Origin of the sequence: Streptomyces viridosporus (genome assembly GCF_002078235.1) — a bacterium.
Taxonomy (GTDB): Bacteria; Actinomycetota; Actinomycetes; order Streptomycetales; family Streptomycetaceae; genus Streptomyces; species Streptomyces viridosporus.
The window spans coordinates 22,887-41,967 of record NZ_MSGP01000155.1 but is presented as its reverse complement, the minus strand read 5'-3'; the positions used below and the strand labels follow the sequence as shown (position 1 = coordinate 41,967).

General features: G+C 71.3%; 18 protein-coding genes, 2 pseudogenes and 1 riboswitch. Of the genes and pseudogenes, 11 read left to right on the top strand and 9 right to left on the bottom strand.

What is annotated here, in order from left to right; translation table 11 throughout:
* The 6 genes from B7L92_RS12175 to B7L92_RS12150 all read left to right on the top strand — a co-directional run.
* Nucleotides 1-408: Lrp/AsnC family transcriptional regulator (locus B7L92_RS12175; protein ID WP_081237442.1), on the top strand; the 408-nt coding region annotated here is incomplete at its 5' end.
* Nucleotides 409-410: 2 nt separating this feature from the next.
* The gene (locus B7L92_RS12170) at nt 411-1,784 is read left to right on the top strand and encodes an aspartate aminotransferase family protein (RefSeq protein WP_004982858.1); all 1,374 of its coding nucleotides are present in this window, start codon (nt 411-413) and stop codon (nt 1,782-1,784) included.
* A 218-nt stretch (nt 1,785-2,002) separates the two neighbouring features.
* Entirely contained in the window at nt 2,003-2,752 is a 750-nt protein-coding gene (locus B7L92_RS12165) for an ABC transporter ATP-binding protein (protein WP_081237441.1), read from the top strand.
* On the top strand, nt 2,734-4,122 hold the full coding sequence (locus B7L92_RS12160; protein ID WP_081237440.1) for a hypothetical protein: 1,389 nt from the start codon (nt 2,734-2,736) through the stop codon (nt 4,120-4,122). Before B7L92_RS12165 ends, B7L92_RS12160 begins: the two co-directional genes overlap by 19 nt.
* Nucleotides 4,123-4,230: 108 nt before the next feature.
* Nucleotides 4,231-4,638: a VOC family protein gene (locus tag B7L92_RS12155; RefSeq protein WP_081237439.1), complete on the top strand. Its 408-nt coding sequence runs from the start codon at nt 4,231-4,233 to the stop codon at nt 4,636-4,638.
* A gap of 249 nt (nt 4,639-4,887) precedes the next feature.
* Entirely contained in the window at nt 4,888-5,589 is a 702-nt protein-coding gene (locus tag B7L92_RS12150; RefSeq protein ID WP_081237438.1) for an LAETG motif-containing sortase-dependent surface protein, read from the top strand.
* 235 nt (nt 5,590-5,824) lie between these two features.
* Here B7L92_RS12150 and B7L92_RS12145 read toward each other — a convergent pair whose 3' ends face one another.
* The 4 genes from B7L92_RS12145 to rlmN all read right to left on the bottom strand — a co-directional run bounded on the left by B7L92_RS12145 (nt 5,825) and on the right by rlmN (nt 10,939).
* Nucleotides 5,825-6,844 carry an ABC transporter ATP-binding protein gene (locus B7L92_RS12145; RefSeq protein WP_081237437.1) on the bottom strand — a complete coding sequence of 340 codons (1,020 nt, stop codon included), beginning with the start codon at nt 6,842-6,844 and terminating at the stop codon, nt 5,825-5,827.
* The gene (locus B7L92_RS12140) at nt 6,845-8,536 is read right to left on the bottom strand and encodes an ABC transporter permease (RefSeq protein WP_438363985.1); all 1,692 of its coding nucleotides are present in this window, start codon (nt 8,534-8,536) and stop codon (nt 6,845-6,847) included.
* The gene (locus tag B7L92_RS12135; protein ID WP_081237435.1) at nt 8,512-9,594 is read right to left on the bottom strand and encodes a thiamine ABC transporter substrate-binding protein; all 1,083 of its coding nucleotides are present in this window, start codon (nt 9,592-9,594) and stop codon (nt 8,512-8,514) included. The genes B7L92_RS12140 and B7L92_RS12135 overlap by 25 nt, the downstream gene beginning before the upstream one ends.
* A gap of 79 nt (nt 9,595-9,673) precedes the next feature.
* Nucleotides 9,674-9,779, bottom strand: a riboswitch (TPP riboswitch).
* A gap of 53 nt (nt 9,780-9,832) precedes the next feature.
* Nucleotides 9,833-10,939 carry a dual-specificity RNA methyltransferase RlmN gene (rlmN, locus tag B7L92_RS12130; protein WP_081237434.1) on the bottom strand — a complete coding sequence of 369 codons (1,107 nt, stop codon included), beginning with the start codon at nt 10,937-10,939 and terminating at the stop codon, nt 9,833-9,835.
* 190 nt (nt 10,940-11,129) lie between these two features.
* Here rlmN and B7L92_RS12125 point away from each other — a divergent pair, with 190 nt between their 5' ends.
* The 5 genes and pseudogenes from B7L92_RS12125 (at nt 11,130) to B7L92_RS12115 (ending at nt 14,213) form a co-directional block, all read left to right on the top strand.
* The gene (locus B7L92_RS12125) at nt 11,130-11,354 is read left to right on the top strand and encodes a hypothetical protein (RefSeq protein ID WP_255310894.1); all 225 of its coding nucleotides are present in this window, start codon (nt 11,130-11,132) and stop codon (nt 11,352-11,354) included.
* 489 nt (nt 11,355-11,843) lie between these two features.
* Nucleotides 11,844-12,176, top strand: a complete 333-nt coding sequence (locus B7L92_RS12120) for a DUF7144 family membrane protein (RefSeq protein WP_255310893.1) — start codon at nt 11,844-11,846, stop codon at nt 12,174-12,176.
* A 43-nt stretch (nt 12,177-12,219) separates the two neighbouring features.
* Nucleotides 12,220-12,398: pseudogene (locus tag B7L92_RS41365) on the top strand (plasmid transfer protein); the annotation flags it as partial.
* Nucleotides 12,387-12,651, top strand: a pseudogene (locus B7L92_RS39385) (hypothetical protein); the annotation flags it as partial. The pseudogenes B7L92_RS41365 and B7L92_RS39385, both read left to right, overlap by 12 nt.
* A 299-nt stretch (nt 12,652-12,950) precedes the next feature.
* Entirely contained in the window at nt 12,951-14,213 is a 1,263-nt protein-coding gene (locus tag B7L92_RS12115; RefSeq protein WP_255310892.1) for a PP2C family protein-serine/threonine phosphatase, read from the top strand.
* A gap of 88 nt (nt 14,214-14,301) precedes the next feature.
* On the opposite strand, the gene B7L92_RS12110 is transcribed toward B7L92_RS12115, so the two are convergent.
* The 5 genes from B7L92_RS12110 to rpsB form a co-directional block, all read right to left on the bottom strand.
* Nucleotides 14,302-15,426, bottom strand: coding sequence for a phosphatidate cytidylyltransferase (locus B7L92_RS12110; RefSeq protein ID WP_081237431.1), 1,125 nt, complete (start codon nt 15,424-15,426; stop codon nt 14,302-14,304).
* Nucleotides 15,426-15,983 (bottom strand): ribosome recycling factor, encoded by a 558-nt coding sequence (gene frr / locus B7L92_RS12105; RefSeq protein ID WP_004982880.1) that lies wholly within the window; start codon nt 15,981-15,983, stop codon nt 15,426-15,428. Before frr ends, B7L92_RS12110 begins: the two co-directional genes overlap by 1 nt.
* Before the next feature lie 132 nt (nt 15,984-16,115).
* Entirely contained in the window at nt 16,116-16,874 is a 759-nt protein-coding gene (pyrH, locus tag B7L92_RS12100; RefSeq protein ID WP_004982881.1) for a UMP kinase, read from the bottom strand.
* A 190-nt stretch (nt 16,875-17,064) separates the two neighbouring features.
* The gene (gene tsf / locus B7L92_RS12095) at nt 17,065-17,910 is read right to left on the bottom strand and encodes a translation elongation factor Ts (protein WP_081237430.1); all 846 of its coding nucleotides are present in this window, start codon (nt 17,908-17,910) and stop codon (nt 17,065-17,067) included.
* Between the two features lie 187 nt (nt 17,911-18,097).
* Nucleotides 18,098-18,997, bottom strand: a complete 900-nt coding sequence (rpsB, locus tag B7L92_RS12090) for a 30S ribosomal protein S2 (protein WP_081237429.1) — start codon at nt 18,995-18,997, stop codon at nt 18,098-18,100.
* Nucleotides 18,998-19,081: the final 84 nt, after the last annotated feature.

The following is a 19,081-nucleotide window of genomic DNA, read 5'->3' as shown; positions in this document are numbered from 1 at the left end:
CTCCAGGAGGACGGCCGCCGTCCGTACGCCGCCATCGGCAAGGCCGTGGGCCTGTCGGAGGCGGCCGTGCGCCAGCGCGTCCAGAAGCTGCTGGAGCAGGGCGTGATGCAGATCGTCGCCGTCACGGATCCGCTCACCGTGGGCTTCAGGCGCCAGGCGATGGTCGGGGTCAACGTCGAGGGCGACGTGGAGTCCGCGGCCGACGCGCTGAGCGCCATGGACGAGTGCGAGTACGTGGTGATGACCGCGGGCTCCTTCGACCTGATGGTCGAGATCGTCTGCGAGGACGACGACCACCTTCTGGAGGTCATCAACAGACGCATCCGGGCCGTGCCCGGCGTGCGCTCCACCGAGAGTTTCGTCTACCTCAAGCTCAAGAAGCAGACCTACATGTGGGGAACCCGATAACCGTGAGCAGCGACAGCCCCAACGACCTCAGCAAGTCCGCGTACGACCACTTGTGGATGCACTTCACCCGCATGTCCTCGTACGAGAACTCCCCCGTCCCCACCATCGTCCGGGGCGAGGGCACCCACATCTACGACGACAAGGGCAAGCGCTACCTCGACGGTCTCGCCGGCCTGTTCGTGGTGCAGGCGGGTCACGGCCGTACGGAGCTCGCCGAGACCGCCTCCAAGCAGGCGCAGGAACTGGCCTTCTTCCCGGTGTGGTCCTACGCCCACCCCAAGGCCGTGGAGCTCGCGGAGCGGCTCGCGCACGAGGCGCCGGGCGACCTCAACAAGGTCTTCTTCACCACCGGCGGCGGCGAGGCGGTGGAGACCGCCTGGAAGCTCGCCAAGCAGTACTTCAAGCTGGTGGGCAAGCCGACCAAGTACAAGGTCATCTCCCGCGCGGTCGCCTACCACGGCACCCCCCAGGGCGCCCTGTCCATCACCGGACTGCCGGGCCTGAAGGCCCCGTTCGAGCCCCTCGTCCCGGGCGCGCACAAGGTGCCCAACACCAACATCTACCGGGCGCCGATCCACGGGGACGACCCCGAGGCGTTCGGCCGCTGGGCCGCCGACCAGATCGAGCAGCAGATCCTCTTCGAGGGCCCCGACACGGTCGCCGCGGTCTTCCTGGAGCCGGTGCAGAACGCCGGCGGCTGCTTCCCGCCCCCGCCCGGCTACTTCCAGCGGGTGCGCGAGATCTGCGACCAGTACGACGTGCTGCTCGTCTCCGACGAGGTCATCTGCGCCTTCGGCCGGCTCGGCACGACGTTCGCCTGCGACAAGTTCGGCTACGTCCCGGACATGATCACCTGCGCCAAGGGCATGACCTCGGGCTACTCCCCCATAGGCGCGTGCATCGTCTCCGACCGGCTCGCCGAGCCGTTCTACCGGGGCGACAACACCTTCCTGCACGGCTACACCTTCGGCGGCCACCCGGTGTCGGCCGCGGTGGGTCTCGCCAACCTCGACCTGTTCGAGCGCGAGGGCCTGAACCGGCACGTGCTGGACAACGAGGGCGCCTTCCGCGCCACCCTGGAGAAGCTGCACGACCTGCCGATCGTCGGCGACGTCCGCGGCAACGGCTTCTTCTACGGCATCGAACTGGTCAAGGACAAGGACACCAAGGAGTCCTTCGACGCGGAGGAGACCGAGCGGGTCCTGTACGGCTTCCTGTCGAAGAAGCTGTTCGAGAACGGCCTGTACTGCCGTGCCGACGACCGCGGCGACCCGGTCGTCCAGCTCGCCCCGCCGCTGATCTCCGACCAGGGGACCTTCGACGAGATCGAGCAGATCCTGCGCGCGACGCTGTCGGAGGCGTGGACGAAGCTGTGAGCCGCCGACGGCTGTGATCTTCCGTTGGGATGATCATCCACGGCCCCGGTGCCGCCCGTTCGAGTGAGAAACGGCGGCCCGGGGCCGCGTGCTGTCCGGCCCGTCGCCGTGGCCTGCCTAGCGTTCCTGTGACCGATCGGCCCTGCCTTCGTTCCCCCGGACGGGGGACCAAGCCCGAACCACGCACGGCATTTCCGATCCGAACCGAGGTGTACGCCATGGTGGCCCCACCGGACAACGACGTGCTCTGGACCCGTGCCCTGCACTTCCGGCACGACGACGGCTCACCCGGACTGAGCGGGGTCTCGCTCGGTGTCCGGGAGGGCGAGATCCTCGCCGTCAGCGGCCCGCGAGGCAGCGGAAAAACGACACTGCTGCGCTGCCTGTCGGGGCTGGTGCCCGTCCGCAGCGGCGAGGTCTGGTTCAACAGCGTGCCCGTGCACACCATGGGCCCCGTAGCCCGGGAGCGGCTGCGCCGGGAGCGCTTCGGCTGGATCGACTCCGACCCGGCGCTCATCCCCGAACTGAACGTCTGGGAGAACGCCGCCCTGCCCCTGATGATGCGCGGCACCGGACGGCGCCGGGCCAAGACGGCCGCCATGGAGTGGCTGGAACGCCTCGACATCGGCGACAAGGCCCGCAGGCGCCCGGACGAACTGGTGCAGGCGGAGCGGCAGCGGGTGTGCATCGCCCGCGCCCTCGCCCCGGCGCCCTCGGTGGTGTTCGCCGACGAACCGACCGCCCCGCTGCACCGTGCCGACCACCGGCACGTGCTGCGCACGCTCACCGCGGCGGCCCGTTCGCACGGCATCACCGTGGTCCTCGCGACCGCCGCCCCGGACACCGCGGCCGTCGCCGACCGCACGGTGTCGCTGCTCGACGGACGGCGCGTGCGCACCGTGCACCTGCCCCCGGTCCCCGGGAGCGCCGAGGCGGAAGGCCGGGCGGCGTGCTCGCTCTCCGTCTGACCCGAAGCGCCCACCCCGCCGTCCAGGTGCGCCGTCTGCTGGTCGCGGCCGCGTCGGCGGGCACGGGCTTCCTGCTCCTGTGCGCCCTCGGCCACGCGCTGGGCCACTCCGGCGCGCCGTCCGCCTCGGTGCTCCGGCTGGCCTGGTGCGCAGCCCCGATGGCGGCCACCGTGCACCTCGCGGTCGCGGTGGCCCGCACCGACCCGGGCACCCGGCCCCGGCCCGGACTGTCGGCGGTGGGCCTGGGCCCGGCCCGTCTGATGGCGATCTCCGCGACGACCACGGCCCTGTCCTGTGCGCTGGGTTCGCTGCTCGCCCTGCTGGTCTTCCTGTTCCTGCGCGGCGGCCTCACCGGCGTGCCCTCCGGCGGTGCCGCGACGGACTTCCTCGCCGCGGACCGGCCGCTGCCGTTCCCGGCGACCCTGACGCTGCTGGCCCTGGTGCCGCTGAGCGCGTCGGCGGCCGTGGCGGTGACGCTGCGTCCGCGCGAACCGGCGCCGGACGCGTCCCGCATCGCGCGGGCGTACGGACGGTTCGGCGCGGCCCGGCGCCCGGCGGGGCCGGAGACCTTCGGGGCGTACGGACGGTTCGGCAGGCAGCTGGGAGCGGCGGCGCGCGGGCGGCGGACGGCCCGCGCACCGCAGGAGGAGAAGCGGGGAGCCGTCCCCGACACCCCCGGGGCGGTCTCCGGCGTTCCCGAAGCGGTCCCCGGAGTGCCCGAAGCGGCCCCGGACGCCGCCGAGGCGGTCCCAGGGGGCACCGGTGCCCCGCCCGCCCCTGCCCGCTCGGTGCTGTCCGGTCTCCCCTGGGGCATCTCCGTGCTGGCCGTGGGACTGGCCGTGGAGGCCTTCGCGAGCCGTACGGGCTCCGACGGCGCACCCGTCGACCGGCCCGGCGCGCTGGTCGGGCTGGCCCTGACCGCCGTCGGCCTCGCCCTGGCCGGCCCCGGTCTCACCCATCTGTGCGGGCTGCTGCTCCAGGCGGTCCGGCCGGGTGCCCTGCGCCTGCTGGCCGGGCGGATCCTGATGACGGAGGCCGCCCGCATCGGCCGCCCGCTGGGGGTGGTCTGCGCGGTGCTGTCGGCCGTCGGCGCCATGGCCTCGCTGAACGAGTCCGACGGGCCGTCGGTCGGTCCGCTCACCACGCTCGGGGTGCTGCTGGTGGCCGGCTGCACGACGGCGACCCTGCTGACGGCCGCCGTCGAGGCCAAGCACGCCCGCGCCGACACCACGGCCGCGCTGCTGCGCCTCGGGGCACCCCTCACCATGCTGCGCAAGGCCGCCGCGCTCCGCGCCGTCGCCCTGCTGGCGCTGTTCGGGCCGCTGACCCTGGCCGTGGCCGAGCTGTCGGCGTGGCCGCTGGCCCGCTGAGGCCCGTACGGACAGTTCCTCGAACGGGTTCTCCGCGGACCGATGAGTTCCGCGCCGCCCCGGGGTCCACCCCTCGAACACCACGGAACCGATGGGAGAGACCCCGCCATGTACCAGCAGATGATCTTCGTGAACCTGGCCGTCAACGACCTCGACGCGTCGAAGAAGTTCTTCACGGAGCTCGGCTACTCGATCAACCCGCAGTTCAGCGACGAGACCGCCGCGTCGGTCGTGATCAGTGACACGATCTTCGCGATGCTGCTCACCCGTCAGAAGTACGCGGAGTTCACGAAGAAGGAGATCGTGGACGCCACGAAGAGCAGCGAAGTGCTGCTGGCCCTGAGCGCCGAGAGCCGCGAGAAGGTCGACGAGCTGGTGGAGAAGGCCGTCGCGGCGGGCGGCTCGGTCACCGGCGAGACCCAGGACCACGGCTTCATGTACGGCCGCGCCTTCGACGACCTCGACGGCCACACCTGGGAGGTCGTGTGGATGGACCCGGCCGCCGTGGAGGGGTGAGGGACGGGCGGGCCCGGCAGGGGCGGGTACGGACGGGTCCCACCCTCCCCCGCCGGGGGCGAGGACCGCCCTGACGGCGTTGAAACATCCGGTTGCTTAATAAGAAGGCAAAACCGGAGCCTGCTGCGGGCATATGCGTTGACACTCCTTACGCGGCGCTTATAGACCTGGGAGCTTCCCGGGAGTGGTGATGCTTCGTCAGCACTCCCTCAACCCCCCGCATTTGCGCATCTCCCGCAAAGGACAAACGTGGCAGTTCTGTCCGTATCCCGCCGCACCGTCGCGCGCAGCGTACGCGTCCTCGGTGTCGTCTCCGCATCGGCCGCGCTCGCGCTCAGCGCCGCCGGCAGCGCGGCGGCATGCAACATCAACGAGTTCTCGGCCAAGGCCGAGTGCGTGGGTGACAAGGGCGTCATCACCGTCACCGACGTGGACCCGGCCGGCATCCCCGCCACCGTCAGCGTGTTCCTCGAGAACAACGGCGCCGACGTGAAGAAGGTCGGCGAGCAGGTGGTCAAGGGCTCCCGCAAGGGCACCACCATCACCTTCGAGGAGGACTGGGAGCCGAACGCCGAGTACCGCATCCACGTCAAGGCCGTGCCCTACGTGGACGAGGACATCAAGCCGAACCTGGTCACCCCGGCCACGGCGTGCAAGAAGGACGAGGAGAAGCCCCCGGCTTCGGAGCCCGCGCCGACCCCGTCGGACGCCGCCTCGTCCCCGGCCGAGGAGGCCGGCTCGCCGACCCCGTCGGCCTCGGAGAGCGGCAGCACCGCTCCGGCGGACACGACGAACAACGTGCCCTCCCCGGCCGGTGAGTCGAACCTCGCCGAAACCGGTGCCAACTCCCACACCGGTCTGATCGTCGGCATCGCGGCCGCGCTGGTCGCGGTCGGCGGCGGCGCGGTCTTCCTCGGCATGCGCCGCCGAGGGGCGAAGAGCGAGAACTGACGTCTCACGGACGCGATGCGATGGCCCGTCCCCGAGGGGGGCGGGCCATCGTGCTGCGGGAACGGGCCGCCCCCCGGCGGTTCACCCGGGCGACCGGTCCGAGGTGGCGGGCGCGGTGCCGTCCGGAGCGGCGCCCGAGGTCACCACGGCCCCCGACCGGCCGCCCGGGGGCGATGCCGTCGCGGTGGCGGTCAGGCGCGAGGGGCTTCGTGCCGCTCGTCCCGGGAGGGACCCCTCATCCGAGCACGGCGATCTCGTCGGCGTCGAACTCCACCCCGACCTCGTCCCCGACCTCCGGCGCCGACCTGAGCGCGCAGGCCGCCTCCAGCCCGGGCGCGTCCTCGGGCTGGAGGCGGACGGCGACATGGGTGCCCCGGAAGGTCCGCGCGGCCACGGTGCAGCGCAGGCCCGTGTCGGCCGGGACCAGGCGGACACCGGCGGGCCGGACGAGGAGCGTCCGCGTTCCCTGCGGGGCGTCCCGGGGCGCGGGGACCTTGCCCCAGGGGGTCACGGCGACCGCGTCACCCACCGTCGCCTCGACCACGTTCTCGAAACCGAGGAAGCGGGCCACGAAGGCGTCGGCCGGCCGCTGCCACACCTGGAGGGGCGTACCGGACTGGGCGATCCGTCCGTCCCGCATCACCACCACCCGGTCGGCCAGCGCGAACGCCTCCCCCTGGTCGTGGGTCACGGCGAGCACGGTGGTGCCCAGCCGGCCGAACAGCTCACGCAGTTCGACGACCAGCCGCTCCCTGAGCGAGCGGTCCAGCTGTCCGAGCGGCTCGTCGAGCATCAGCAACCGGGGGCTGGGCGCAAGGGCGCGGGCCAGCGCCACGCGCTGCTGCTCCCCGCCGGACAACGCGGCGACGGCCCGCCCGGCCGCTCCGGGCAACCCGACGAGCTCCAGCAACTCCCCCACCCGCTCGGCCTGTTCGCTCCGTGACGCCCCACGCGTCCGCAGCCCGAAGGCCACGTTGCCGCCGACGTCCCGCTGCGGGAACAGCTGGTGGTCCTGGAACATCAGCCCGACCCCGCGCCGGTGCGCGGGCACGTCCGTCCGGTCCCGGCCGTCGAGCACGACCCGCCCGGAGTCGAGGGGCTGCAGCCCGGCCACCGCCCGCAGCAGCGTCGACTTGCCGCTGCCGCTGGGTCCGAGCACGCACACGATCTCGTGCTCGGCGACCTCCAGGTCGACGGCGTCCAGCACGGGCCGTCCGCCGAAGCGGACGGTCGCGGCCCGAAGGCTCAACAGCATCTAGAACTCCCCGGTCCGGTCGGTCCGCAGCCGCTCCAGCACCAGCAGCGCCACCGCGCACACGATCATCAGAATCGTCGACAGGGCCATCGCCTGGCCGTAGTTGAGGTCGCCGGGCCGCCCCAGCAGCCGGGCCACGGCCACCGGCAGCGTCGGGTTCTCGGGCCGCGCGATGAACACCGTCGCCCCGAACTCGCCCAGCGACACCGCGAAGGCGAACCCGGCGGCGATCAGCAGCGCCCGCCGCACCATCGGCAGGTCCACCTCCCGCCACGCCCGCCACGGCGACGCCCCGAGCACGGCCGCCGCCTCCCGCAGCCGTACGTCCACGGCCCGCAGCACGGGCAGCATCGTCCGGACCACGAACGGGACGCCGACCAGTGCCTGCGCGAGCGGCACCAGGATCCAGGAGGCCCGCAGATCCAGCGGCGGCTCGTCGAGGGCGATCAGGAACCCGAAGCCGACGGTCACCGCGGACACCCCGAGCGGCAGCATCAGCAGCGCGTCGAACCCGCGCACCAGCCGCCCCGCGTCCCGCCGGGTGAGCGCGACGGAGGCGAGGCCGCCGATCACCACGGCGATGGCGGTGGCGGCCACCGCGTACTGCAGCGAGTTGCCGACCGCCTCGATCGGCGGCACGAGGAACACTCCCCCGTCCCCGCGGGTCAGCGCCCGGTAGTAGCCGAGTCCGGCGCCCGCGAAGGACCGTTCCACCAGTACGGCGAGCGGCAGCAGGAGCAGCACGCCGACGGTGGCCACGACCCCGCCGAGCAGCGCCCACTGCCCGGCGCCGCGCGGCCGGCGCGCGGTCACCGAGGCGTCCACCAGCCGCAGCGCGGTCTCCCGCCGCCGCACCGTCCAGGCGTGCAGGGCGAGGATCGCGCCCACGGCGACGAACTGGATCATCGTCAGGACGGCGGCGGTGGACAGGTCGAAGATCTCGGAGGTCTGGCGGTAGATCTCCACCTCGAGGGTGGAGAAGGTGGGCCCGCCGAGGATCTGCACCACACCGAAGGAGGTGAAGGTGAACAGGAAGACCATCAGCGCGGCGGCGGCCACGGCCGGCGCGAGCGCGGGCAGGGTGACGGTCCGCCAGGCCGCGAACCGCGAGGCGCCGAGCACCCGCGCGGCCTCCTCCTGCCGGGGGTCGAGCTGTGCCCACAGTCCCCCCACGGTCCGGACGACCACGGCGTAGTTGAAGAAGACGTGCGCGAGCAGGATCGCCCACACGGTGGTGTCCAGCCGCAGGCCCCACAGCTCGTCGAGGAGCCCGCCGCGTCCCACCAGCGCCATGAACGCCGTCCCGACGACCACCGTCGGCAGCACGAACGGGACGGTGACCACGGCCCGCAGCACCTGCTTGCCGGGGAACTCGAAGCGGGCGAAGACGTAGGCGCCGGGCAGGGCGATCAGCAGGGTGAGGGCGGTGGAGGCCAGCGCCTGCCAGGTGGTGAACCACAGGACCTGCCGGACGTCGGACTGCGCCAGGACCTCCCCGATCCGGCCGAGCTGCCAGGTCCCCTCGGCCTTCAGCCCGCGCGCGACGATCGCGGCGACGGGGTAGGCGAAGAAGACGGCGAAGAACGCGACGGGCACGGCCATGAGACCGAGCCGCGCCGCGTTCCCCCGCCACCCGGCCGCGGTGCGGCTCACCGGCGCGGTCCCGCTCACTTCAGTACGAGCGAGGTCCACGACTTGACCCACTGGTCACGGTGGTCGGCGATCTTCGCCGGGGCCATGGTCCGGGGGTCCTTCGCCTGCGGTCCGAACTCCGTGAACTCCGCGGGCACCCGGGCGTCCTCGCGCACCGGGTAGACGAACATGTTGAGCGGCATGTCCTCCTGGAACCGCTTGCCGACCAGGAAGTCGAGCAGCGCCTTGCCGCCCTCGGGGTTCTTCGCGTTGCTCAGCAGCCCCGCGTACTCGACCTGGCGGAAGCAGGTGCCCTCGGCCACACCGGTGGGTGCGGTGTCCGGCCTCGGGTCGGCGTAGATCACCTCGGCGGGCGGCGAGGAGGCGTAGGACACCACCAGCGGCCGGTCGGCCTTGGCCTTCTTGCCGCCGGCGGAGCCGGTGAACTCCTCGTTGTAGGCCTGCTCCCAGCCGTCGGCCACCTTCACGCCGTTGGCCTTGAGCTTCTTCCAGTAGTCCGTCCAGCCGTCGTCCCCGTACTCGGCGACGGTGCCGAGCAGGAAGCCGAGGCCGGGCGAGGAGGTGGAGGCGTTCTCGACGACGAGGAGGTTCTTGTACTCGGGCTCGGTCAGGTCGTCGAAGGTCCGCGGCGGGGTCAGCTTCCGCTCGGCGAACCACTCCTTGTCGTAGTTGACGCAGACGTCGCCGGTGTCGACGGGCGTGACCCGGTGCTCGCCCCCGTCGACGCGGTACTCGGGGAGGATGGAGTCGGCGTCCTTCACCTCGTACGACTGGAACAGCCCGTTGTCGAGGGCGCGGGACAGCAGGGTGTTGTCGACGCCGAAGAAGACGTCGCCCTGGGGGTTGTCCTTGGTCAGGATCGCCTTGTTCACGGCCTGTCCGGCGTCGCCGTCCTCGAGGACCTTGAGCTTGTAGCCGGACTCCTTCTCGAAGGCGGCGACGACCTCCTCGGACGCGGCCCACGAGTTGTGGCTGACGAGGGTCACGGTCTTCGACCCGCCGCCGCTCCGGTCGTCGCCACCGGACGAGCCGCAGGCGGACACGGTGACCAGGCCCAGCCCGACGGCCAGGATCGTGACCTTCTTGGTGATGCTCACTGGATTCCTCCTGGGTGACCAGGAAGAGACGCGGCCCTGCCCGGGACCCCTCACAGGTGTCCCGGGCAGGGTGCAACAGCTCGAGTGGTGACCGATCTCCCTACCCAGAATGACCTGGGCCAGGTTCGGAGGGTCTGCGGCCGGTGCCGCACTCTCAGCGCTGTGGCGCTCCCCTGTCGGAATATGAAGATGTGCTTGTCTGATTCTCGACTATGAAGTTGTGCTGACGCCGGCCAGGCTACCGCTCGCTCGCGGCGAGCTGACCACAGGCCCCGTCGATCTCCTGGCCGCGGGTGTCCCGGATCGTCACCGGCACGCCGTGGGCGGCGATCGCCTCCACGAACGCCTTCTCGTCCTCGGGCCGGGAGGCGGTCCACCGGGAGCCGGGCGTCGGGTTGAGCGGGATGAGGTTGACGTGCACGGGCCGGCCCTTGAGCAGCCGGCCGAGCCGGTCGCCGCGCCAGGCCTGGTCGTTGATGTCCCGGATGAGCGCGTACTCGATGGACAGCCGCCGCCCGGACTTGGCCGCGTAGGCGAACCCGGCGTCGAGCACCTCGCGCACCTTCCACCGCGTGTTCACGGGGACGAGGGTGTCGCGCAGCTCGTCGTCGGGGGCGTGCAGCGAGATGGCGAGGCGGCACTTGAAGCCCTCGTCGGAGAACCGGTGGATGGCCGGGACGAGGCCGACCGTGGACACCGTGATCCCGCGCTGCGACAGCCCCAGCCCGTCCGGCTCGGGATCGGTGAGGCGGCGGATGGCCCCCACGACCCGGTTGTAGTTGGCGAGCGGCTCACCCATGCCCATGAACACGATGTTGCTCAGCCGCGTCGGCCCTCCCGGCACCTCGCCGTCCCTCAGGGCGCGCATGCCGTCCACGATCTGGTGCACGATCTCCGCGGTGGACAGGTTCCGGTCGAGTCCGGCCTGCCCGGTGGCGCAGAACGGGCAGTTCATGCCGCAGCCCGCCTGGGAGCTGATGCACATCGTCACCCGGTCCGGGTAGCGCATCAGCACGGACTCGACGAGCGTGCCGTCGAACAGCTTCCACAGCGTCTTGCGGGTGGTGCCCTGGTCGGTCGACAGGTGCCGGACGACCGTCATCAGCTCGGGAAGCAGCGCCTCCCGCAGCCGGGCCCGGGAGCCGGCCGGGATGTCGGTCCACTGCTCCGGGTCGTGCGCGTACCGCGCGAAGTAGTGCTGCGAGAGCTGCTTGGCACGGAACGGCTTCTCACCGGCCGCTGCGACCGCCTCCTTGCGCTCGGCGGGCGTGAGGTCGGCAAGGTGCCGCGGCGGCTTCTTGGCTCCGCGCGGCGCGACGAAAGTGAGTTCTCCGGGCTTGGGCATGGTGGTACCAGTGTCGCAGATCCAATCGGGTGACCTGCGGCTGTCGCTCACGACGCCTGTCGTCGGCAGTCGCCACCAGTCATCACTGAGCGGCGCCGGACGGCCCAGGGACGGCCCGGGCCGGTCACGCCCGAGGCTTGCGGCATGGTGCGATGTGACACCGGTCATGGGGTTGGGCAAGGGAGCGGCGTTGGTCTTTCGTGGAGTGCTCGCGCTGCTCGCGGGCAGCGCTTTCCTGGCGGTGGCATGCGGCTACCGCGGTGTCGACGTGTGGGTGTGGGATTGGGCGGACGTGGTGGTCACGCGGCGGACACGGTACGGAACGCCCTGGCTGAGCCTCACCACCCTGCGGATCCAATGCGGGATCGCGGGAGTCGTCCTTCTGGCGGTCGGGCTGTACACCCTGGTGCGCTGACGGCGGCAGCCGTCTCCGGCTGCCGCGTCGTCCGAACCCGCGGCAGGACGTCCGGCCCATCCGGTCCGGGGCCTGCGCTGGTGAGGCCGACGGGGATCGAACCCATGGCCTCGTCCTCGTCAGGTCGATCACGGGGCCGCTCCCACCGAGAAGACCCTCCGATGTGCGCTGGTGTCCTGGCCGCCGGGGTCCGTCCCGGTTCGGCTCCGGTCGTCGCTGTCGGTGCCAGACGTTGATGTCGGACACCAGTGGGCCCCTGACATCCGGAGCAGACCCGTATGCCTCGGTGCGGTCGCCGCGCGACCACTTCCGGGTGACGCTGTGACCGTGACGGATGCGCTCGCTTTCCGCCGCGCTGTGAGGTGCGGTGACGACCGCACCAAGACGAAGGGGCAACAGGTAATGGTGGACATGCCTCATGGAGCACGGCAGGAGACCAGAGGCGCCCGAAACGACGGCCGGCCGGTCGGACCGATGAGGTACTTCGGTGTGCTGCTCCTCCTCAGCGGAGTGCTGAGCGTCCTTCAGGGCATCGCCGGCATTGCCAAGGATCGTCTCTTTGGCGTGCCGCGGTACTACGAGTACCGGTTCGACCTCACCAGTTGGGGCTGGATCCATCTCGTCGTAGGTGTTGCGCTGGTCGTTGTCGGGGTGGGAGTGCTGCGGGCGATGAGCTGGGGCCGTGCGGCCGGCGTGACGACCGCCGCGATCAGTCTGGTGACCCAGTTCATGTTCATCCCTTACTACCCTCTGTGGTCGATCAGTGTGATGGCGCTCGACCTGATCATTTTGTGGGGCATGGCACGGATCGCCATCGCCTGATCGAGGACCGACGTCGACGCGCGCATCCTCCGGGGTGTGGCCCACCTCGACCGGTCTGCGGGTCACCCTGCGGCGGTCGGCCGGGCTGGAGCCGCCGACGTGATCGCCTCCTCGGAGCCGCCGCGGCACGCCTGGGGCGCGCACTCGGTGACCGTGGTGGAGACCGGGCCCGGGTTCGTGGAGCTGCGGATGACCGGCTACGACGTGCTGCGCGCCGCCCGGCAACGCACCGCCCTCGGCCTGCCCGACCCCGACGACGAGGAGGCGACCCCCCCTGCCCCTCGCCCACTGGACCTACACCGGCCACGGCCACACCCCCGGTGAATCCTGGCTCGCCGCCGACATCCGCCGGGCCCTGCGAGCGAGCCGCGAACTCGCCCGTGAAGCAGTCGCCGACCGGCACGGCACCGGCCTGCGCCACCGCGCCCGCCACATCGGGCCCGACGGCCCCGACCGAGCCCCCTGCCGACGCTGAACGCGCTGGTGAGGGGTTTGTTCGTGCCCGGCCGCTGCCGGTCCTCCGGGCTCAGGCACGGCCTTACCGGTGTCGCGGACGTGCACGGTGATCATCTCCGCGCCGGACCGGTCCGCTGCCGCTCCCCGGCCCGGCCGTGCTCCCCGTCCCGCACACCGCAGGAAGACACCCGCGGGCATCATTCATAATTGCTGGAACAAGGGGCAAAACGCCCCGGTGGAGCGGAGCCCGTGGTCCGCTCCCCGAGCGTGAGGAACGCGCTGAGGCGCGCGGGAGTGCCGGCGCTGGAGGTGGTCGGAGTGCGGACTGTCGTCGACAGGCTGGCCGCTTCCGATATCTGGCGTCGCCCCGCGGTCCGGGTGATGGCCTTCTGCCTCCTGCCGCTGCTCCTGCTGCTGGTGGACGTGGTGACCGGACCGCATGTGCGCCTGAGCCCCCTGATGGTCGCGGGTCCGGCCTTCGCCGCGATCTTCTGCGCCCCCCGCTGCGTCCTGGTGGTGCTCGCCGTGACCCTCCCGTGCTCGGTCGCGGCCTCCGCGGTGAACCAGCACCTGGACACCGTCAACTTCCCGGTCCAGTTCGGCAGCACGGTGCTGATCGGCGCGGCCTCCGTGGCGGCCAGCGCGATCCGGGTGCGCGGGGAGCGCCGGCTGGCCGCGTCCCGCTGGGTGGCCGAGGTCACCCAACGGGTGCTGCTCCACCCGCTGCCGCGCCGGTCCGGCCCCTTCGACGTGGCCTCGCTGTACCTGGCGGCGGACGAGGAGGCCGCCGTCGGCGGTGACCTCTACGGTGTCGCCCGGTGCGGGCGCAGCACCCGGGTGCTGGTCGGGGACGTCCAGGGCAAGGGGCTGGCCTCGCTGGAGATGGTCAGCTGTGTGCTGAACAGCTTCCGGCGGTCGACGCGGCACGGTCTCCCGCTGGACGAGATGGTCGGCGAGATCGAGGCGGCGTTCCGCGAGGAGGTCCAGGAGCAGTCCGCCGCGACGGACCCGGGGGTCCGCCCGGCCGGTCAACTCGCGGCCGAGTCGTTCGTCACCGGGGTGGCGGTCGACCTGTCCGACGACGGCCGCGTCCGTCTGGTGAACCTGGGCCACCCGGCCCCGCTGCTGCTGCACGGGGGCACGGTCACGGCCCTCGAACCGACCGTTCCGGCCCCACCGATGGGTCTGGGAGACCTGAGCGCCGACGAACTCGTCGTGGACGCGGCCGACATCCCGCCCGGGGCCACGCTGCTGCTGTACACCGACGGGGTGACCGAGGCCCGCGACACGTCGGGGACCTTCTACCCGCTCGCCGAGCGGGTACGGCGCTGGGCGGACAAGGAACCGGAGGCGCTGCTGGCCGCCCTCCACGCCGATCTGCGGCGGTACGCGGGCGCCCGGATCGTGGACGACATCGCCATGGTGGCGCTGCGCCGTTCCCCCGTCCGTACCCCGGCCGACGGCGTGTCGGCGGACGGCCGTCGCGCCCGGCCCGCTCCACCGGAGTCCCCTCGTGCCGACGAGGGGTCCACTCCGTTCGACGCTCCGGCCCCCGTACCGCGGACACACCCCGCCGAATAACTCCGGCGCACGGGCCGGCGCCGGCACGCGGAAGGGCCCGTCCCACCGGGACGGGCCCTTCTCACCACGGGTACGGCCGGGGAACGGGTCAGCCCGACCCGACGAAGAGGACGAGGAGCAGCCACACCACCGGTGCCGTCGGCAGCAGGGAGTCCAGCCGGTCCATGATGCCGCCGTGGCCGGGCAGCAGCGTGCCCATGTCCTTGATGCCCAGGTCCCGCTTGATCATGGACTCGCCCAGGTCACCGAGCGTGGCGCTGACCGCGACCGCGAGACCGAGCAGCAGACCCTGCCACCACCTGCCGTCGTCGATCAGGAACTGCATGCACAGCGCGCCCGCCGCCATCGAGAAGGCGATCGCGCCCAGCAGCCCCTCGCGGGTCTTGCCGGGGCTGATCCGCGGGGCGAGCTTGTGCGTGCCGAAACGCCAGCCGACCGCGTACGCGCCCGTGTCGCTCACGACCGTCAGCAGCAGGAACGTCAGCACGCGCCAGGGCCCGTCGTCCGCCGTCAGCATCATCGCGACGAAGGTCGCCAGGAACGGCACGTAGAACGCCGCGAACAGACCCGCCGTGACGTCCCTGAGGTAGTTCTCGGGAGGCGCCGTCATACGCCACACCAGCACCGCCAGCGCGGTGAGCGCCATGGCGACCCACGCGCCCTCGGCTCCCCGGGCGTACCCGGAGACGACCATGGCCGCGCCACCGAGCGCGAGCGGCACCAGGGGCGCCCTGATGCCCTTGCACTCCTTCAGCCGCGTGGTCAGCTCCCACAGGCCCACCACGACCGCGACGGTGACCACGCCGACGAAGACGGCCTTGACGACGAACAGCGACGCGACGATCACCGCGCCGAGTCCGACGCCGACGCCTATCGCGGCGCCCAGGTCGCGCCCCGCGCTCTTCTTCTGCGGGGCACGCGCCGGCTGCGGGGCGTCGGGCATGGGCTCCGGATTCTGCGGCGCCTCCCCCGGGTGGGGGCGGGCCCGCGTCGGCTCGTCTCGGAACGGAGGACCGCTCAACCGAGCGGCCCCCGGGTCCGCATCCTGGTCTCCGCCGTGTTCGGGTACGTCGGGCACGATGGGCATGGGGCGAGTCTGCTGTGCGTAGTGCGCATCGTACGCGGGACCCGCCGGGGCAGCTCCCCGGCCGGGTCCGTGGTCGGACGGCCCCCAGTACCCGGTCTGCGGCGTCCCCCAGGAAGAGTCGTTCATCAGACCTCGAGAAGCTCCGCTTCCTTGTGCTTCAGGAGCTCGTCCACCTGGGCGACGTACTTCGCGGTGGTGTCGTCGAGCTCCTTCTCCGCACGACGGCCCTCGTCCTCGCCGACCTCGCCGTCCTTGATCAGCTTGTCGATGGCGTCCTTGGCCTTGCGGCGCACGGCGCGGATGGAGACCTTGGCGTCCTCACCCTTGGCCTTGGCGACCTTGATGAACTCGCGGCGGCGCTCCTCGGTCAGCTCGGGGAACACCACCCGGATGATGTTGCCGTCGTTGCTCGGATTGACGCCCAGGTCGGAGTCGCGGATCGCCTGCTCGATGTTGCGCAGCGCGCTCTTGTCGAACGGCGTCACCACGGCCATGCGCGGCTCGGGCACGGAGAACGAGGCCAGCTGGTTGATCGGCGTCAGCGCGCCGTAGTAGTCGGCCACGATCTTGTTGAACATCGCCGGGTGCGCACGACCGGTGCGAATCGCGGCGAAGTCCTCCTTGGCGACCACGACGGCCTTCTCCATTTTCTCCTCGGCCTCGAGGAGGGTCTCTTCGATCACCACTTGCTCCTGCGTGTCTTGAGTAGGCCCGGCTGCGGTTCCCCGTCGGGGTGGCGGCCGGCTGCTGCGTCGCGTCTTCTTCCTGCACGGTTCCCGACCGGCGGGACATTGTCCATCCCCCGGCCCGGGTCATCAGCCCTGGCTGACTTGGTCACCCACGAGCGTGCCGATCTTCTCACCCTTGACGGCGCGCGCGATGTTGCCCTCCGTCAGAAGCTCGAAGACGACGATGGGGAGCTTGTTGTCACGGCACAGCGTGATCGCCGTGGCGTCGGCGACCTTCAGGTCCCGGGTGATGACCTCGCCGTAGCCGAGATGGTCGAACTTCACCGCGTCGGGGTTGGCCTTCGGGTCGGAGTCGTACACCCCGTCCACGCCGTTCTTGCCCATCAGCAGTGCCTCGGCGTCGATCTCGAGGGCGCGCTGGGCCGCGGTGGTGTCGGTGGAGAAGTACGGCATGCCCATACCGGCGCCGAAGATGACCACACGGCCCTTCTCCAGGTGCCGCACGGCGCGCAGCGGGATGTAGGGCTCGGCGACCTGCCCCATGGTGATGGCGGTCTGCACCCGGCAGTCGACGCCCTCCTTCTCCAGGAAGTCCTGGAGGGCGAGGCAGTTCATCACGGTGCCGAGCATGCCCATGTAGTCCGAGCGGGCCCGGTCCATGCCGCGCATCTGGAGTTCCGCGCCGCGGAAGAAGTTGCCGCCGCCGATGACGATCGCGATCTGCGCGCCGTCCCGCACGACGGCCGCGATCTCGCGTGCGATGGCGTGCACCACGTCGGGATCGACGCCCAGGCCCCCGCCCCCGGAGAAGGCCTCTCCGGACAGCTTCAGCAGAAACCGGCCGCACACTTTGCCGTCGTCGCTCTTCTCAGCCTTGGTGGTCATCGGGGATCCCGCCTCTTTCACGTGTTGCACATACGAAGAAGGCCATTGCCGGTGGGGCGTGGTTCGCATCCCATACGGCAATGGCCTCCTCGTCAGATCTGCTGTCGCCCGGCATCCGCGCGTACGTGACGGCGTACCGGTACGACTGCTGCCGACCCTATCCGGGTCGCGCGCCCGTCGCGGTACGGACTCAGATGCCGACCTTGATGCGCGCGAAGCGCTTCAGGGTGACACCGGCCTCTTCCAGGACCTTCTGGACGGACTTCTTGTTGTCCAGCGCGTAGGGCTGGCCGAGCAGCGTGGCGTCCTTGAAGAAGCCGTTGAGGCGACCCTCGACGATCTTCGCCAGGGCGGCCTCGGGCTTGCCCTCGGCGCGGGTGGTCTCCTCGGCGATGCGGCGCTCGGACTCGATGACCTCGGCCGGCACGTCCTCCTTGGAGAGGTACTTCGGCGCGAAGGCGGCGATGTGCTGGGCGACGCCCTTGGCGACCGCAGCGGCCTCGTCGGTCTGCTTGTCGAGCTCGACGAGGACACCGATCTGCGGGGGCAGGTCGGGCATCGTGCGGTGCATGTACGCCGCCACGTAACCGTCGGTGAACTGCGCGAAGCGGTCCAGGACGATCTTCTCGCCCAGGTTGGCGTTGGCCTCGTCCACGAACGCCTGGACGGTCTTGCCGGCCTCGATCTCGGAGGCGAGCAGGGCCTCGAGGTCGGCCGGGGAGGTCTTGGCGACGTGCTCGGCGATGGCGGTGGCCACGGACTGGAACTTCTCGCCCTTGGCGACGAAGTCCGTCTCGCACTTCAGCTCGACCAGGACGCCGGAGGAGTTGTCGTCGGCGATGACCGAGACCACCGCGCCGTTCTCGGCGGAGCGGCCCTCGCGCTTGGCGACGCCCTTCTGGCCCTTGATGCGAAGCGCCTCGACGGCCTTGTCGACGTTGCCCTCGGCCTCGTCCAGCGCCTTCTTGCAGTCCATCATGCCGGCGCCGGTGAGCTCCCGGAGCTTCTTGACGTCGGCGGCGGTGTAGTTCGCCATGAGTCTGTGAGTCTTTCTCGAAGTCTGGAGTTTCGAAGATCTGCGGATCGGGGCCCGCCCGGGGGCAGGTCTCCGACGCGCCGCCGACCTGCGGGCGAACGGCGGGAGCGATGGGGGTGCCTCCCCCGCCCTCGGGGCGAGGGGGGCGAGGACACCGCTCCCGCCGTCATCGGCCCTGACGGGTCGGTCAGGCCTGCTCGGCCGGAGCCTGCTCGGCCGGGGCCTCCGCGGCCGGGGCCTCCGCGGCGGGAGCCTCCTCGGCCGGCTTCTCGCCCTCGGCGGCGGCCGGAGCGGCGCCCTCGGAGTCCGCCTTCTTCTCGCCCTCGAGCAGGTCGCGCTCCCACTCGGCCAGCGGCTCGCCCGCGGCCTTCTCGCCCTTGCCCTCGGTGGCGACACCGGAGCGGGCGATGAGGCCCTCGGCGACGGCGTCGGCGATCACCCGGGTGAGCAGGGTGACGGAGCGGATGGCGTCGTCGTTGCCCGGGATCTTGTAGTCGACCTCGTCGGGGTCGCAGTTGGTGTCGAGGATGGCGACGACCGGGATGTTGAGCTTCCGGGCCTCGCCGACCGCGATGTGCTCCTTCTTGGTGTCCACGATCCAGACGGCGCTGGGCACCTTCTGCATCTCGCGGATACCGCCGAGGGTCTTCTCCAGCTTGGCCTTCTCGCGGGAGAGGACCAGGAGCTCCTTCTTGGTCAGACCGGAGGACGCGACGTCCTCGAAGTCGATCTGCTCGAGCTCCTTCAGGCGCTGCAGGCGCTTGTAGACGGTCGAGAAGTTGGTGAGCATGCCGCCCAGCCAGCGCTGGTTGACGTAGGGCATGCCGACGCGGGTGGCCTGCTCGGCGATGGCCTCCTGCGCCTGCTTCTTCGTGCCGACGAACATGACCGTGCCGCCGTGGGCGACGGTCTCCTTGACGAACTCGTAGGCGCGGTCGATGTACGACAGCGACTGGAGCAGGTCGATGATGTAGATGCCGTTGCGCTCGGTGAAGATGAAGCGCTTCATCTTCGGGTTCCAGCGACGGGTCTGGTGACCGAAGTGGACGCCGCTCTCCAGCAGCTCCCGCATCGTGACGACGGCCATGGCCGTATCTCCTTGAATTTCTCGGTTGTGCCGCGGAGACCGGCCGGCCTCCGCGCCTGACGCCCGCGACGCGCCGTTGCCACG

Coding starts and splice junctions, on each gene's coding strand:
- B7L92_RS12110 (WP_081237431.1), bottom strand. CDS start 15,426: ATGAACGACTCTTCCTGGGGGACGCCGCAGACCGGGTACTGGGGGCCG.
- B7L92_RS12155 (WP_081237439.1), top strand. CDS start 4,231: ATGTACCAGCAGATGATCTTCGTGAACCTGGCCGTCAACGACCTCGAC.
- rpsB (WP_081237429.1), bottom strand. CDS start 18,997: ATGGCCGTCGTCACGATGCGGGAGCTGCTGGAGAGCGGCGTCCACTTC.
- rlmN (WP_081237434.1), bottom strand. CDS start 10,939: ATGCCCAAGCCCGGAGAACTCACTTTCGTCGCGCCGCGCGGAGCCAAG.
- B7L92_RS12145 (WP_081237437.1), bottom strand. CDS start 6,844: ATGCTGTTGAGCCTTCGGGCCGCGACCGTCCGCTTCGGCGGACGGCCC.
- B7L92_RS12165 (WP_081237441.1), top strand. CDS start 2,003: ATGGTGGCCCCACCGGACAACGACGTGCTCTGGACCCGTGCCCTGCAC.
- tsf (WP_081237430.1), bottom strand. CDS start 17,910: ATGGCGAACTACACCGCCGCCGACGTCAAGAAGCTCCGGGAGCTCACC.
- pyrH (WP_004982881.1), bottom strand. CDS start 16,874: ATGACCACCAAGGCTGAGAAGAGCGACGACGGCAAAGTGTGCGGCCGG.